We start from the raw sequence: 14,720 nt of genomic DNA, 5'->3' as shown, positions 1-14,720 counted from the left end.
CGGCGCCTAGTTTGTGCGCTCTACGAGCGCTTTGGCTACTGCTTTGAGGGCGTCGGCGCGGGCACCGAAGCCTGCGAGTTCGGCGAGGCCGTCGCGGAGTAGTTCGGCTGCGGTTTCGCGTGAGGCATCGAGGCCGAAGACGGCGGGCCATGTGGCCTTGTCGCTTGCGGTGTCTTTGCCTGCGGTCTTGCCGAGTTCTGCGCTGCTCTGGGTGACATCGAGGATGTCGTCGACGATCTGGAAGGCGAGACCGGCGCGTTGTCCGAAGCGGCGCAGGTGCATGACTTCGTCTGCTGAGGCGCCGCCGATGAGGCCGCCCGCGACGATGGAGACGGTGATGAGCGCACCGGTCTTGGAGCGGTGGATGGCTTCGACGAGTTCGGCGGTGGGCTTCTGGCCTTCGCCTTCGATGTCCATGACCTGGCCGCCGATCATGCCGGGTGCGAGACCTTCCGAGCCGACGCCGGTGCCGGTGGCGATGGCGACTTCTTTTACGATTTCAATCTTCGCTGCCGCATCGCCGCTGAGCTTTGCGAGTGTCTCGTAGGCGAGTGTCTGCAGGGCGTCGCCGGCGAGGATGGCCATGGCTTCGCCGTAGACGACGTGGCAGGTGGGTTTGCCGCGGCGGAGGTCGTCATTGTCGAGTGCGGGCAGGTCGTCGTGGATGAGCGAGTAGGTGTGCAGCATCTCGATGGCTGCGCCGACGTCGGCGGCACCGTCGGGCAGGTCGCCCGCGATCATGCGTGCGCTCTCGATGACGAGCAAGGGCCGCAGGCGCTTGCCGCCAGCGAAGACGGAGTGGCGCATGGCGCGGTGGATGTTGTGTGGCTGCGTGGCGGTTCCAGGCAGCAGACGCTCCAGCGCGGCGTCGGTCAGAGCGATTCCAGTTTTGACGAGCTGCGCGTAATCAACACTCATGGTTTGAGACCCATGATACCGGAGTTGACTTCCAGAGCTCTTGATCGCGCGGGCTTCAGCGCGATGGGTGCGGGTTTTGGTTCTGGTCCGCTAGATGGGGGGCAGGAGGGTTTCGATTGGTTCTGGGTGGCCTACTGCGTAGCCCTGGGCGAAGTCAACGCCGAGGTAGGTGATGTGCTTCAGGATCTCGTCGTCTTCGACGAATTCGGCGATGGTCTTTGCGCCGACTTCGTGGGCGATGTTGTTGATGGAGCGGACGATGGTCATGTCAACGGGGCTGTGCTGAATGTTGCGGACGAAGCTGCCTTCGATCTTGATGAAGTCGACGCGGAAGCTGCGGAGGTAGCTGAAGGAGGACATGCCGATGCCGAAGTCGTCGAGTGCGACTTTGCAGCCGGTGGCGCGCACCTGTTCGATGACGGCGCTTGCGGTGATGAGGTTGTTGATGAGCGAGGTTTCGGTGATCTCGAAGGTGAGTGCGGAGGGCGGGATGGGAGATCGCCGGAGCAGGTCGAGGAAGAAGGGGAGGAATTTCGCGTCGTTGAGCGAGTTGGCGGAGAGGTTGAGGCTGAGCTGGATGCGGGGTATGGTCGCGAGCTTTGCGCCCTGGTACTCGAGCACCTGGGTGAGCACCCAGCGGTCGAGGTCGGCCATGAGGTCGTAGCGTTCAGCGGCCGGGATGAAGCTGCCGGGGGCGATCATTTCGCCGCCGCGGCCCTTCATGCGGAGGAGCAGTTCGTAGCGTGGCGTGTTGTCTCCGCGGGTGGAGACGATGGGCTGGGCGAAGAGGGTGAAGCGATTGGCGTGAATGGCGTCGCGGATCTCCGAGGCGACCTGGAGCTGGTGGTGCCGGTCGTAGACCTCGCCGTTGTCCGGATGGTAGACGCTCATGTGATTGCGGCCGGCGGTCTTGGCGGCGTAGCAGGCGACGTCTGCCTGTTTCATGACCGTGGCGATGTCGCTCTTCTCGTTCATCTCTGCGACGCCGAGGCTGGCGGAGACGGGAAAGGATCGGTCATCCCAGACGAAGCCGAGAGCGCTGACGGCGTCCATGATCTTGCGGAGGGTTGGTTCGGCCTGGGACGGTGTGCAGCCTTCGAGGATGATGGCGAATTCGTCGCCGCCGAGGCGCGCGACGACGTCGGAGATGCGGACGAGGCGCGTGAGAAGAGTGGCAACGGATTTGAGGAGGACGTCGCCTGCGGTGTGGCCGGCGGTGTCGTTGACTACCTTGAAGCGATCCAGATCGAGGAAGCAGACGGTGTGACGCATGCCGGTGGAGAGGGTGCGCTTGAGGGCGTCATCGAGTGCTGTCTCGAACTGGCGGCGATTGGGGAGCAGGGTGAGTGCGTCGTGGGAGACGCTGAAGGCGATCTCGCGCTGGATGGAGCGCATGGGGGTGACGTCCTGAAAGACCAGGACGGCGCCGGTGACGCTGCCGTCGTGCGCGTGAATGGGGGCGGCTGAGTCCTGGACGTCGCGCGCGCTGCCGTTGCGCACACGGAGGGAGATGCCTTCGCGTAAGAACGAGGAGCGTCCGGTGAGCAGGCAGTCGCGGACGGGGTTGCGAACGGGGGTGCGGGTCTCTTCCAGGCAAAGGTCGAAGACGTCTTCGACGGGGTGTCCGATGGCCTCTTCTCGCGACCAGCCGGTCATCTTCTCGGCGGCAGGGTTCATCCTGGTGACGAAGCCCCTGGCGTCGGTGCAGATAACACCGTCGGCGATGGAGAGCAGAGTGACTTCGAGGCGGTCTCGTTCCTGATGGAGAGCACGCTCGGCGGCTGCAAGCGCCTGTTGCTGGCGACGCTGTTCGGTGAGGTCGCGGCTTATCTTGGCGAAGCCGATCGGGGTGCCGTCTGAGGAGAGGATGGGGCGGATGACGACTGCTGCCCAGAAGGTGGAACCGTCACAGCGGACACGCCAGCCTTCATCCTGGTAGCTACCCTCCTGCAGGGCCTTTGCCAGGAGGGCGTCGGGCTTGCCGGCGTCCTGATCCTCTTTTGGGAAGAAGACGGAGAAGTGGCGGCCGATGATCTGATTGCTGGTGTAGCCCTTCATCTTCTGGGCGCCCGCGTTCCAAGACTCGACCCTGCCGTCCAGGTCCAACATATAGACGGCCGAATCGTGCACGGCGTCGACGAGCAGGTGGAAGCGATTGGAATCGTCCAGATGGGAAAGGCCCTTCAATGCAATTCCATTTCACGAAAGTATTTGTTCGTACTCGCGGATGGTAAATGAAGTTTTCCCGTTTGGGGAATGACTCGAAGGTTCAGTACGGCCACAGGCGTTGTGGGGAGACGGGCAGTCGGGACGGGGGATCGGGTTGACTCGAATGCGGGAGGGGGATAGGCTGACCGTGCTGAGGAAGGCGAATATATGGCGAAGATAGATGGTCGGCCCGAACTCTTTCCAATCCTTGCGACGCAGACTGAGCCACTGCGCGGGCTGGGTAGGATGGCTGCGGAGAGCGAGTATGTGGACGCCGGGCATGACGTCGAGTTCCGGTCGCTGGCGGTGCGATCGGTGCTGAACCAGTCGGTGTCGAAGCGGCTGAAGTGGATGGCTTGGTCGATCAATCCGTACCGGGGTTGCGAGTTTGGCTGCCGTTACTGCTATGCGCGGTATACGCATGAGTTCCTGGCGCCTGCGGTGGCTGGAGGCGAGCCCTTGCGCGGGGTGCTTGCCGGAGCGGAGCCGGCGGCGGTGGATCTGCGCGACCCGGAGGCGTTTGAGCGACAGATCTTTGTAAAAGAGAACGCGGCGTGGCTGTTGGAGCAGGACCTGCGGCGGCTGGCGAAGCAGGGTAGAGCCGATGAGGAGATTGCGCTGGGTACGGCAACGGATCCGTGGCAGCCGATTGAGCGCCGGCTGGGCGTGACGCGGAGCCTGCTGGAGGTGATGGCTCGGCGGGATGGGCTGCGGCTGGGGATTGTGACGAAGTCGACGCTGATCGAGCGGGATATCGACCTGCTGCAGGAGATCGGGCGGCGGTCCACGCTGGTGGTGCACATTACGATCACGACGCCGGATGCGGATCTTGCGCGGAAGCTGGAGCCGCGGGCGCCGCGGCCGGATCTGCGGTTTCAGACGGTGCGGCGGCTGCGGGCTGCCGGGATTCGGACGGGCATTCTGAACTCGCCGCTGCTGCCGGGCATTACGGATTCGCCGGAGGCGATCGATGCAATGGCTGCGCTGGCGAAGGCGGCGGATGCGAGCTTCTTTGCGGCGATGCCGTTGTTCCTGAAGCCGTGTTCGCGGCCTACTTATTTTGAATTCGTGCGGGAGCACTTTCCGCATCTGCAGGTGCTGTACGCGGAGAAGTTTCGGGATATGGATTTTGCGGCCAGGCCCTACCGGGAACGGTTGCGGGCGCTGGTGACGGCTGCTTGCGGGCGGCATGGGCTTTGCGAGCGGATGACGGACGCGTTGCTGACGCGGGATGCGGGTGAGGAGAAGAAGCGGGCGGCTTCGACGTGGTCTCCGGAGGCGCAGGGGTTGTTGTTTGGGTGAGCAGCGCGGCGGTGGATGGGTGGCATCTAGGATGAATGTCTATGGCTGAGCATGCGAAGCGCGCACTTGTAACCGGTGGGGCCGGGCTGATTGGTTCTCATCTTGTCGATCTGCTGATCCGCGAGGGTTGGACGGTTCGTATTCTGGACAACCTGGAACCGAATACGCACAAGCATGGCAAGCCTGCGTGGGTGAATCCGGCTGCGGAGTTTCGGCAGGGTGAGGTGCAGGACTACGAGACGATGCGGTCTGCGCTGGAAGACATTGATGTGGTCTTTCATGAGGCGGCGTACGGCGGCTACATGCCGGAGATGGCGAAGTATGTTCTGGTGAACAGCTTCGGGACGGCGCAGTTGCTGGAGATCATTCGGGACCACAAGCTGCCGGTGAAGAAGGTGGTTGTTGCGAGTTCGCAGGCGGTTTACAGCGAGGGCGCTGCGGAGTGCCCGGAGCATGGGCACGTGGTGCCGAAGCTGCGTCCTGCGGAGCAGCTGCGCGCGGGTGATTTTGCGGTCCACTGCCCGGTGTGCGGCAAGGTGACGACGTCGATCGCAACGCCCGAGAGTACGCCGGGCGGCGGCGAGACGGTGTATGGCCTGACGAAGTTCGACCAGGAGCGGCTGGTGCTGCTGTGGGGCAAACAGACGGGAGTTCCTACGGTTGCGTTGCGGTACTCGTGCACGTATGGGCCGCGACAGTCTTTGTTCAATCCTTATACGGGTGTAATTGCGATCTTTTGCACGCGGCTGCTGAACGATCTGCCTCCGGTGATGTATGAGGATGGCGGGCAGACTCGCGATCTTTGCTTTGTGGAAGATATCGCGCGCGCGAACCTGATGGTGGCCGAGACGTCGGCGCTGGATGGATTGCCGGTGAATGTGGGCAGCGGTGTTGCGACAAGTGTGCGGGATCTGGCGGGAATGATTGCGCGCAAGCTGGGCAGGGAGATTGCGCCGTTGGCTCGTGGAGAGTTCCGGCCGGGTGAGATCCGTTCGCTGATCTCGGATACTTCGCGGATCCAGTCAATTGGTTACAAGCCGTCGGTGACGGTGGAAGAGGGGATCGGCCGGTATATCGACTGGGTGATGACGCAGGGGCCTGTGAAGGATTACTTCGGGGAGATTGAGGCGGGGCTGCGGGCCAAGGGAATAGTGCAGAGTGTGAAGGGTTAGTTTGCGGGAGTAAACGCGGGCCTCGCCATTCGTGGCGAGGCTTTTTCACGCAGCCTTCTCCGTTTCGGCGCATCCATATGCTGCACGTAGATGAGCGCTGACGCAGTGTCAACGCAGGCCCCCGAAGACGACCACCCGCACACGGAGTCTCCTTGAACCGTCTTAGTCTCGCCCCGATGTTCTTTGCGCTGGCATTGTCCTGCGGCGCTTTCGCTCAAAGCTCTGCGGCACCCCCGGCTGTAGTTCCGCACGACACGGTGGCACAGGACACGGTCGATGTTCCGACGCTGATGCAGGCCTACCATGATGCCGTCGTCGGTCATGATGGTAACCGCCTGGCGGCGTTGTTTCTACCTGAGGGCAGCACCTGGATCAACGTGCTTGGCGACACGGCCTATGAGCGTGTCAAAAAGGCAAAACCTGATGCTGCGAAGATCCGGATTTCCAATTACAAGGCATTCGCCACGCTGGTTTCGACCACGAAGGATAACTTCAACCCCACGCATACGAACGTGCATATTCTTACGGACGGAATCGTTGCTTCGGTGTACTTTGACTTTGTCTTTCTGATCAACGGCAAAGAACAGAATCGCGGGAGTGAGATGTGGCAGCTTGTGAAGGGCGCGAATGGCTGGCGCATCGCTGCCATCACTTACTCTTCGAATCCTTTGCCTGCATAGGTCTTCGCAGTCTCGACTGATAGCGCGGCGTTGTGCCGGTTGAGCCATGCGCGGGTGCCCCACGTCTCAGAAGCGAGACGTAGGGCACCCGCGACTTGTTCGGTCAGGCAGTGTGGGTCTTGCGCAGGATGGGTGCGACCTTGCTGCCGAGCAGGTTGATGGCGTGGAGCAGCGGCTTGTGGCGGAGGGCTGCTACGGACATCTGGAAGGTGATGCGGTCGATGCCGCCGAGGTCGTCGCTCATCTGCTGGACCTTACCTGCGACGGTCTCCGGATCGCCGACCATGAGGGCGCCGCGTGGCTGCAGTAGCGCGTCGAACTGACGGCGCGTTACGGGTGGCCAGCCGCGTTCTTTACCGATCTTGGTGAACGCAGCGGCATAGCCGGGGAAGAACTCATCTGCGGCCTGCTGGTTGGTGTCGGCGACGTAGCCGAGCGCGTGGATACCGACCTTGAGGTCTTCGGGCTTGTAGCCGGCGCGCTTGCCGGCTTCGCGATAGAGGTCGACGAGCGGACGGAAGCGGTGCGGCTCGCCGCCGATGATAGCGACCATCAGTGGGAGGCCGAGGGCACCGGCGCGTGCGAAGGATTGTGGTGTGCCGCCGACGCCGAGCCAGATGGGCATCTTCTTCTGCAGCGGCCGTGGGTAGACGCCCTGGCCGGTGAGTGCGGCGCGGTGCTTGCCGCTCCAGTTGACGTTGGTTTCGTCGCGGAGTGTGAGCAGCAGGTCGAGCTTTTCGACGAAGAGGTCGTCATAGTCTTCGAGCTTGAGGCCGAAGAGCGGGAAGGATTCGACGAAGGAGCCGCGGCCGACGACGATCTCTGCGCGGCCGCCGCTGATGAGGTCGAGCGTGGCGAACTCCTGGAAGACGCGCACAGGGTCCGCGGCGCTGAGGACTGTGACAGCGGAGCCGAGACGGATGTTCCTGGTGCGCGCGGCTCCGGCGGCGAGGATGACGGCGGGTGCGGCGTCGAGGTACTCCTCGCGATGGTGTTCGCCGAGTCCGAAGAAGTCGAGGCCAACACGGTCGGCGAGTTCGATCTCTTCGATCAGGTGGGCCATGCGGTCGGCTGCGGTGGGCATGGCGCCGGTGATGGGATCCGCGACCAGCGCGGCGAAGCTGTCGATTCCGATTTGCATGGTGTTATGGATGCGGCGTGCGGCGGAAAGATTCGAGATCGAAGTAATCGGTGGGATAAGGTTCACGGCTTGCGTGACGGCCCACTCATGACGGTGGAGCTGTCATGAATGGGGCACCCGCTTCTGTTTGTTTCCGTTGTGACAACTGTGGTGGGGAACCCACCCTTTGCTTCGCAAAGCATGGGGCACCCGGCTTCAGGCGAGGGCGAGGATGTTCTGGGTCCATTGGTCTGCCACCAGGGAGATGGCGCTTACGCGTTCTTCCTTGATGTTGAAGGTGTTGGCGGAGATGGCGAGTTGGTCCCAGTCGCCACGTTCCATGCTTTGCGCGAGGCGGAGGAGTTCGGCGTAGTGGTTGTCTTCGCCTTCGAGTGCGTCGAGGATTTCGGGGCGTAGACGTAGGGTGCTCTTGATGTCGCTGCGTGTCAGGTGAAGAGCGGCGCGCACTGCGCTGAGCATGCCGAAGAGGTACATCTCCGCGGGGTCCATCGCGATTTCGCTGGCCATGAGTTCGCAGAAGCGGGCTCGCTTGAGGAGGAAACGAATGGGCTCGAGGGCTTTGCCGCCAGATAGGTCTGCTGCGAGTGCGAGCATGGCGAGTTTGCGGAATTGATCGTCACCGACCATGGCGAGTGCTGCGTGCAGGCTGGTCATGGGTTCGCGCGCGGAGACGGCTGCGGAGTTTGCGAGGCGGAGGAGACGGTAGGCGACGGAGGGTTCTTCTTTGAGCAGGCGGACGATGCGTTCGCGGTCGAGTTCGGCGTTGGTCAGTTCCGCGAGGAAGCGCAGACGGTTGACGACGGTGCTCATGGCGGGGCGCGCGAGCACGATAGGACGCGTGAAGAAGTAACCCTGGAAGTACGTGAAGCCTTCGTCCAGTGCGCTGCGGAACTCTTCCTGCGATTCAATCTTCTCTGCGATGAAGCGTATGTCGTGATACTTCAGCCGGTACATGAGGGTACTGCGCTGCTGACGTGTGCAGGCGCGGAAGTCGAGCTTGATGAAGCTGACGAAGGGAATGAGTGCTTCCCAGCACTCGGAGAAGTTGAAGTCATCGAGGGCGAGTTGATATCCCTGGGAACGCAGTTCTTTGCATGCCCTGATGAACTCGTCATCGACTTCGATATCTTCCAAGACTTCGAGCACGGTGTCGGTTGGCAGGACGGTCGGCATGCGCTGCAGCATGGTGTCGCGCGTGCAGTTCACGAAGGGGCGTGTGTCGCCGACGAGCGAATCCATACCGAAGCTGACGATGTTATCGATCATGTGACGTGTAGCAAGTTCGCCGTCCGCGGTGAAGCGGTTCTCCCATCCGGTGCGGAAGAGGAGTTCATAGCCATAGGTGCGGCGTGTGCGGTCGACGACGGGTTGTCGCGCGACGAAGCGACAGAAGTCAGTGACCATGTCTGCGCTCTCGGAATAGGGAAGCCACTGCTGCATGGGATTGTTCTCAAGCCTCTTATCGGCGGGAGCTTCTCATGCATGAACGTCACTGCGTTAGGAGTTATCGAGTGCCGATGTTGTCACTCAATCCGGCCTGTCCGACGAAAGGATTGGGCGGACCGTGCGAAAGACCTCGGCCGGCCAGATGGGCATGCGCGTCGGTACGTCGCATCGTCCGTGATAGAGGAGCGGTTCGAGCATTCGGGGAGGGAGCGGTTTGGAGAAGATGAAGCCCTGGATCATGTCGCAGTCGAGCTGGCGAAGGACTTGTAACTCGCTTTCTTCCTCGACGCCTTCCGCGATCACTTTCATGCCGAGGGCATGAGCGAGCGAGATGATGGCGGCGACGACCATGCTGGAGGCGGGAGTGATGCCGCGGACGAAGGAACGGTCCAGCTTGAGCATCGAGATGGGCATCTCCTGGAGTCTGCCGAGTGAGGAGTAGCCGGTGCCGAAGTCGTCGATGGAGAAGTGGATGCCATTTGCGGAGAGCTTCTGCATCTCGTCCAAGGCGTCGGAGATATTGCGCAGGACCGTTGTCTCGGTGAGTTCCAGGTGGACGAGTCTGCTTGGAATGTTGAAGGAGTCGAGCGTGTTCACGATGCGGCTGGAGAAGTCCGATTGACGAAACTGCAGACCGGAGATGTTGACGGCAACGGGGACGAGCGGCAGGCCCTGCTGCTTCCATTGATTGATCTGGGAGCAGACCCGTTCGAGAACCCACTGGCCCAGCGGGATGATGAGTCCGCTCTCTTCGGCTACGGGGATAAAAATCGCCGGGCTGATGGAGCCTAAGGTCGGATGGGGCATGCGGAGGAGGGCTTCAAGGCCCATGATCTCGCCGGTAGGGCGACAGACAGGCTGGTAGTGGACCTCAAAGGTGCCGGCCTCCAGCATCTCCTCGATGGCTGCCACGATGCGGAGGTCATCCGCTTCACCTTGGTAGTGGTCAGAATGGAATCGCAGGGCATGGCTGACGCCGAGCTTTCTCGCCTCCCACATGGCGGTCTGGGCCCTGCTTCTGAGCTTTGCCATCTCGTTTCCATCTTCGGGACCGATTGCGAAGCCGATGCTGATCCGTATGCGGATGGAGAGCTCTTCGATGATGATTGGCGCGACGAGAAGCGTGAGCAAGCCTTGTACGAGGACTTCTGCTTCGGCGCTGTCGCTTACATCGCAGAACAGCACTTTGAAGTGGTCGCCTGCGGTCCTTGCGGCCATGTCGCAACCCCTGAGAGAGTCCTTAATGCGCTTCGCGATCGCCTGTAGACATTGATCTCCGATGTGATCGCCGTAGGTGTCGTTTACGGCTTTGAATTGTCGCAGGGTAAGGCAAGCCATGGCGACGCCCTTGCCCTTGCGCTGGCTCTGCTGAAAGAGCTGGTCTTCCCGCCCCATGAAGCCTTCACGGGAGTGAAGTCCGGTGATGGAATCGTGCGATGCGTTATAGGCGAATCGCTCGAGTAGGAGTTCGCGTTCGGTGACGTTGATGCCCAAGATCAGACGTCGCTGCTTTCCGTCGATGAGGATGTCTCTTGCCTCGATGTCGACGGGAAAGACGGTGCCATCTTTGCGCATGTGTAGCGAGGCGTGCGTTGGGCGAGGTGTCTCCTGGCTATCTCCGAGCTTTTGTGGTGCGGGCTCCCTTGCGATGATGTCCGTCCAGTGGAGCTTGCGGAACTCTTCGAGGGAGTAGCCGTGGGCATCCGCGGCGACCTGATTGACGCGGTGAAATTCAAGGGTCTGCGGATCGATGAGCCACAACATATGTGGGCTCTGTTCCAAGAGAGTCTCGAGGTCAGAGGCGGCCTGGTGTGCGCGTTTCAGGCTGTCCTGAACGAGGATCATGATCATGCCGATGCCGACGAGCCGCTCCCCGGGGGCGATGCTGGCGTAAAAGATCGTCCAGTGAAGAAAGTGGGTGGATGCGGGTGAGGAGAAGATCCACAGGGCAAAGCCGAGCAGCGTGAGATACAGCCCCGCCGATCGTCGCGGATAGTCCCACCAGAACATGAGGATGCAGATGAAAACCAGTTGGACGAAGATGAGCGAGAGCGCGCCCAACCGATCGCCATGGGAGACGGCAAGCGCAACCGGAATGCAGCTAAGTGCACCGAGGAGAAGAATCAACATCAGGCGGTGCTTCTCATGCCGGAAGCGGCGCGCGGCTGCACATGCTCCGCCGCTGAACCCCAAGGTGAGGATGAGGTAGAGGGGCCAGTAACTTCCGTCGCCGAAGAAGACGAAGGTCGCGAAGGCAAGTGCTGGGACGCCGAGTCCGATGCCGGCCCAGTAGATCTGGCGGGTGTCTTTGCGCGCGGCGGGCAGGGAAAGGATGCAGCACAGGACGGCGGCCAGCGAACCAAGCGAAGAGAGGAACTGCACCAGGAGGAGTTGGTGCGCAGACCGAACGGGGAGCAGCATTAGAAGAGAGAAGGCCCGACAGAGCCACGCGCAGATCCACCATCGGATACGGTCATCCCCGCGGATTTGCCGCAACAGAATGAGGAGCACCCCAATGAAGAAGAATGGAAGAAACAACGGTAGAAAACTGGCGAGCAACGTGGGGCCTCAAGCGTAAGGGCCATTGTTCCTGATTCGGCGGAGGCGCCCTACCCGCTATCCGACAGAGTAGCGAGGGCGAGGGGAATAACTAAGACACTTTCGTGTCATTGCAAAAGTAGTTTATATCGTGCAGTGACTTAAACGTATTTCCATCCTGTGAAACGACAGCTCGCGCCTTGCAAGGAGTGCTGATCGATCGCATGAGGCTCATGAAGTTTCGCCCCGAGCGTCGATGTGGTGAGGAAAGCAGCCGTCGAGTCACAAAGAGACAACACGGCTGCTCGGGTGTTTACCAGGGAACGACGCCGTTGCGGTCGTAGAAGGAGCCGTTAGGGCCGGATGCGTCCAGTGTGGCGAGACGGACGATGGCTTCTGAGCCTTCTTCCACGGTCTGCGGGCCACCGTGGTTGTTGAGGTCGGTTGCGGTGTAGCCGGGGTCGGCGGAGTTGACCTTGATGGGGGTGTCGCGCAACTCCCATGCGAGCTGCACGGTCATCATGTTGAGCGCGGCCTTCGAGCTGCAGTAGCCGAGGGCTTTGAACTGGACGTAGGGCCACTCTGGATCACCGTTCTGCTGCAGGGAGCCGAGGCCGCTGGAGACGTTGACGATGGCGCCGCCGGTGGACTTTTTCAGCAGCGGAAGGAAGGCCTGGGTGACTTCAATGGTGCCGAAGAAGTTGGTGTCGAAGATCTTGCGGATAGCATCGATTTTCGTGATGCTGGGCGGGCCGTCCGTCCAGTCGACGGTGCCGGCGTTGTTGACGAGGACGTCGAGTACTCCGTACTTGCTTTCGATCTCTTTCGCGGCGGCGATGGAGGTTTCGGGCGAAGCGAGATCGATGTGGATGACGGAGACGTCCCCCTGCAGCTTTGCGGCAGCCGCTTCGCCAAGCGTCACATCGCGAGCGCCCAGCAGGACGGTATAGCCCTTATCTGCGAGTTGCTTTGAGACTTCGAAGCCGATGCCTTTATTGGCTCCGGTGATGAGTGCGATCTTTGCCTTTTCGGCCATGGGGTATCCTCCGTGCATTCGATGAGGCAACCCGTGAATTGTCTTCGCAGGTTGAGGAGGAAATGTTGCGGGGAGGACCACGTCACGTTGCCAGGACGCATCCACCAGAGCAGGAGATTTAACGCATGTCAGCAAATGTTGAGCACGGACCCAGCAGCGAGACCGAGATCAATCCGAAGGTGTCGTCCGATATTCACTACTGGAGCAAGGAACTGGGCGTTACCGGTGAGGTTCTGCATGAGGCGATTCGCGTGCACGGCACGCATGTGGTCAAGGTGAAGGCCGCGCTTGCGAAGCATGATGTGACAAGTCCGCAGCACGATAAAAAGGGCGCTTAACCTCGCTTTGAGGTTGGAGCGGCTTTCCCGCCGAGATTGGAATCCCGGTGGCTAAAGCCACATCGGGATGGTTTCGTTTTCTATCTCGGCGGCTGAAGCCGCAAACGCACGAAGGCCACCCTAAGGGTGGCCTTCATGCGTTTGTTGCCATGCGTTTGTTGCCATGCGTTTGTTGCCATGCGTTTGTTGCGTGCGTTAGTCCCGTGCGTCTGTGCTGCTAGCTGCTTGTTATTCCGCGTGGTAGTTGGGTGCTTCACGGGTGATGACGACGTCGTGGACGTGGGATTCGCGCAAGCCCGCGCCGCTGATGCGGACGAAGCGTGCGTTTTCCTGGAGGTCTGCGATGGTCTCGCAGCCGAGGTAGCCCATGCCGCTGCGCAGGCCTCCGACGAGCTGGTAGACCATGTCGCCGAGCGGTCCACGGTAGGGAACGCGGCCTTCAATGCCTTCCGGAACGAACTTCGCCAGGCGGTTGTTCATGCTGGGTTCCGGCGAGGTGAGCGAGCGGTTGGGCTCGTTGTTGGCCGAGAGATCGTCCTTGCCCTGGAAGTAGCGTTCGCCACTGCCTTGCGCCATGGCGGACAGTGAGCCCATGCCACGGTAGCTCTTGAAGCTGCGGCCCTGATAGAGGATGGTCTCGCCCGGTGACTCGTCCACGCCGGCGAAGAGTGAGCCGATCATGATGCAGCCCGCGCCTGCGGCGATGGCCTTGGTGACGTCGCCGGAGTACTTGATGCCACCGTCGGCGATGACGGTGATGCCGCGGCTCTTGGCGGCGCGGTAGGCCTCGCTGATGGCGGTGATCTGCGGCATGCCCGCGCCGGTGACCATGCGCGTGGTGCAGATGGAGCCGGGGCCGATGCCGACTTTGACTGCATCTGCGCCTGCGTCGATGAGTGCGAGGCAGCCGTCGTAGGTGGCGATATTGCCGGCGAGCAGGTCGATGTGCGGGAAGCGCTTCTTGCACTCGGTGACGGCTTCGAGGACCCGCGAGGAGTGGCCGTGTGCGGAGTCGATGGCGAGCGCGTCGACGTGCTCTTCGACGAGAGCGGCGGCGCGCTCCAGGAAGTCGCCCGTTGCACCGATGGCACCGGCAACGCGCAGGCGGCCCTGACCGTCCTTGCAGGCGTTGGGGTACTTGAGTTTCTTCTGAATGTCCTTAACGGTGATGAGGCCCTTGAGTTCGTAGGCGTCATTGACGACGAGGAGCTTTTCGACGCGGTGCTGGTGCAGGATGTGTTCTGCATCTTCGAGCGTGGTGCCGACCGGAACGGTGATGAGGTTGGTCTTAGTCATCACCTCGCTGATCGGGATGTCGGTGCGGGAGACGAAGCGGAGATCACGGTTGGTAAGGATGCCGACGAGCTTCTTGTTCTTGGTGACGGGGACGCCACTGATCTTGTAGCGTCGCATGACCTCGAGGGCGGCGGCGATGGGCTGCTCCGGCTCGATGGTGACGGGATCGACGATCATGCCGCTCTCGGAGCGTTTGACCTTGTCGATCTCGCTGGCCTGCTGTTCGATGGAGAGGTTGCGGTGCACGACACCCATGCCACCGGCCTGCGCCATGGCGATGGCCAGGCGGGACTCGGTGACGGTGTCCATGGCAGCGGAGAGGAGTGGTGTGTTCAGAGTGATGCGAGCGGTGAGTCGCGTTGCGGTGTTCACCTGCGTCGGAACCACGTCCGAGAAGGCAGGCACAAGCAAGACGTCGTCAAACGTCAGGGCTTCGGGAAGTGGACTTATCAGCATAAAGTTCTACAGATTGTAGCCCCAACGCATGCCGCGCAATGTGATCGCCACACTTTGGTTCCGCGCAAATCAGTCTGAAATCGAGGTTTAAGGGAAACCTCGTCGGCATATGTGCGTGGCGCCCCGGATAAAAAACGGTGGCGGGACCGAATGCTTGGCTCGCCTTGCATCGTAGAGAGAGGGGACCCC

The 14,720-nt window shown here is 61.5% G+C and carries 11 protein-coding genes; 4 read left to right on the top strand and 7 right to left on the bottom strand.

Translation table 11 applies throughout. The features are described from left to right. Positions 1-6: 6 nt before the first annotated feature. Together TERRO_RS17395 and TERRO_RS17390 are read right to left on the bottom strand one after the other, a co-directional pair. The gene (locus TERRO_RS17395; RefSeq protein WP_014787013.1) at positions 7-918 is read right to left on the bottom strand and encodes a polyprenyl synthetase family protein; all 912 of its coding nucleotides are present in this window, start codon (positions 916-918) and stop codon (positions 7-9) included. Positions 919-1,008: 90 nt separating this feature from the next. Then, complete coding sequence (locus TERRO_RS17390; RefSeq protein ID WP_014787012.1) at positions 1,009-3,105, bottom strand: EAL domain-containing protein; 2,097 nt, start codon at positions 3,103-3,105, stop codon at positions 1,009-1,011. 189 nt (positions 3,106-3,294) lie between these two features. Between TERRO_RS17390 and TERRO_RS17385 the strand changes: the two genes are divergently transcribed. The 3 genes from TERRO_RS17385 (at position 3,295) to TERRO_RS17375 (ending at position 6,280) form a co-directional block, all read left to right on the top strand. Continuing rightward, the gene (locus TERRO_RS17385; RefSeq protein ID WP_014787011.1) at positions 3,295-4,428 is read left to right on the top strand and encodes an SPL family radical SAM protein; all 1,134 of its coding nucleotides are present in this window, start codon (positions 3,295-3,297) and stop codon (positions 4,426-4,428) included. Between the two features lie 41 nt (positions 4,429-4,469). Next, positions 4,470-5,600, top strand: a complete 1,131-nt coding sequence (locus tag TERRO_RS17380; RefSeq protein ID WP_014787010.1) for an NAD-dependent epimerase/dehydratase family protein — start codon at positions 4,470-4,472, stop codon at positions 5,598-5,600. A gap of 152 nt (positions 5,601-5,752) precedes the next feature. Then, on the top strand, positions 5,753-6,280 hold the full coding sequence (locus TERRO_RS17375; RefSeq protein ID WP_014787009.1) for a Cif family virulence factor: 528 nt from the start codon (positions 5,753-5,755) through the stop codon (positions 6,278-6,280). Positions 6,281-6,383: 103 nt separating this feature from the next. On the opposite strand, the gene TERRO_RS17370 is transcribed toward TERRO_RS17375, so the two are convergent. From TERRO_RS17370 to TERRO_RS17355, 4 genes are all read right to left on the bottom strand, one after another. Continuing rightward, positions 6,384-7,421 carry an LLM class flavin-dependent oxidoreductase gene (locus TERRO_RS17370; RefSeq protein WP_041593465.1) on the bottom strand — a complete coding sequence of 346 codons (1,038 nt, stop codon included), beginning with the start codon at positions 7,419-7,421 and terminating at the stop codon, positions 6,384-6,386. A gap of 195 nt (positions 7,422-7,616) precedes the next feature. After that, positions 7,617-8,861, bottom strand: a complete 1,245-nt coding sequence (locus TERRO_RS17365; RefSeq protein WP_014787007.1) for an EAL and HDOD domain-containing protein — start codon at positions 8,859-8,861, stop codon at positions 7,617-7,619. Positions 8,862-8,948: 87 nt separating this feature from the next. Then, positions 8,949-11,288 (bottom strand): putative bifunctional diguanylate cyclase/phosphodiesterase, encoded by a 2,340-nt coding sequence (locus tag TERRO_RS22335; RefSeq protein ID WP_052313383.1) that lies wholly within the window; start codon positions 11,286-11,288, stop codon positions 8,949-8,951. Positions 11,289-11,718: 430 nt separating this feature from the next. Further along, entirely contained in the window at positions 11,719-12,441 is a 723-nt protein-coding gene (locus tag TERRO_RS17355) for an SDR family oxidoreductase (RefSeq protein ID WP_014787005.1), read from the bottom strand. Positions 12,442-12,566: 125 nt separating this feature from the next. Here TERRO_RS17355 and TERRO_RS17350 point away from each other — a divergent pair, with 125 nt between their 5' ends. Continuing rightward, positions 12,567-12,779 carry a DUF3606 domain-containing protein gene (locus TERRO_RS17350; protein ID WP_014787004.1) on the top strand — a complete coding sequence of 71 codons (213 nt, stop codon included), beginning with the start codon at positions 12,567-12,569 and terminating at the stop codon, positions 12,777-12,779. 228 nt (positions 12,780-13,007) lie between these two features. On the opposite strand, the gene guaB is transcribed toward TERRO_RS17350, so the two are convergent. Next, positions 13,008-14,531, bottom strand: a complete 1,524-nt coding sequence (guaB, locus tag TERRO_RS17345) for an IMP dehydrogenase (protein WP_014787003.1) — start codon at positions 14,529-14,531, stop codon at positions 13,008-13,010. Positions 14,532-14,720 lie beyond the last annotated feature (189 nt).

It is taken from the genome of Terriglobus roseus DSM 18391 (genome assembly GCF_000265425.1).
GTDB lineage: Bacteria > Acidobacteriota > Terriglobia > Terriglobales > Acidobacteriaceae > Terriglobus > Terriglobus roseus.
This window is presented reverse-complemented; position numbering and strand designations above follow the sequence as displayed.

Coding starts and splice junctions, on each gene's coding strand:
- TERRO_RS17370 (WP_041593465.1), bottom strand. CDS start 7,421: ATGCAAATCGGAATCGACAGCTTCGCCGCGCTGGTCGCGGATCCCATC.
- TERRO_RS17380 (WP_014787010.1), top strand. CDS start 4,470: ATGGCTGAGCATGCGAAGCGCGCACTTGTAACCGGTGGGGCCGGGCTG.
- TERRO_RS17355 (WP_014787005.1), bottom strand. CDS start 12,441: ATGGCCGAAAAGGCAAAGATCGCACTCATCACCGGAGCCAATAAAGGC.
- TERRO_RS22335 (WP_052313383.1), bottom strand. CDS start 11,288: ATGCTGCTCCCCGTTCGGTCTGCGCACCAACTCCTCCTGGTGCAGTTC.
- TERRO_RS17395 (WP_014787013.1), bottom strand. CDS start 918: ATGAGTGTTGATTACGCGCAGCTCGTCAAAACTGGAATCGCTCTGACC.
- TERRO_RS17365 (WP_014787007.1), bottom strand. CDS start 8,861: ATGCAGCAGTGGCTTCCCTATTCCGAGAGCGCAGACATGGTCACTGAC.
- TERRO_RS17385 (WP_014787011.1), top strand. CDS start 3,295: ATGGCGAAGATAGATGGTCGGCCCGAACTCTTTCCAATCCTTGCGACG.
- TERRO_RS17350 (WP_014787004.1), top strand. CDS start 12,567: ATGTCAGCAAATGTTGAGCACGGACCCAGCAGCGAGACCGAGATCAAT.
- guaB (WP_014787003.1), bottom strand. CDS start 14,531: ATGCTGATAAGTCCACTTCCCGAAGCCCTGACGTTTGACGACGTCTTG.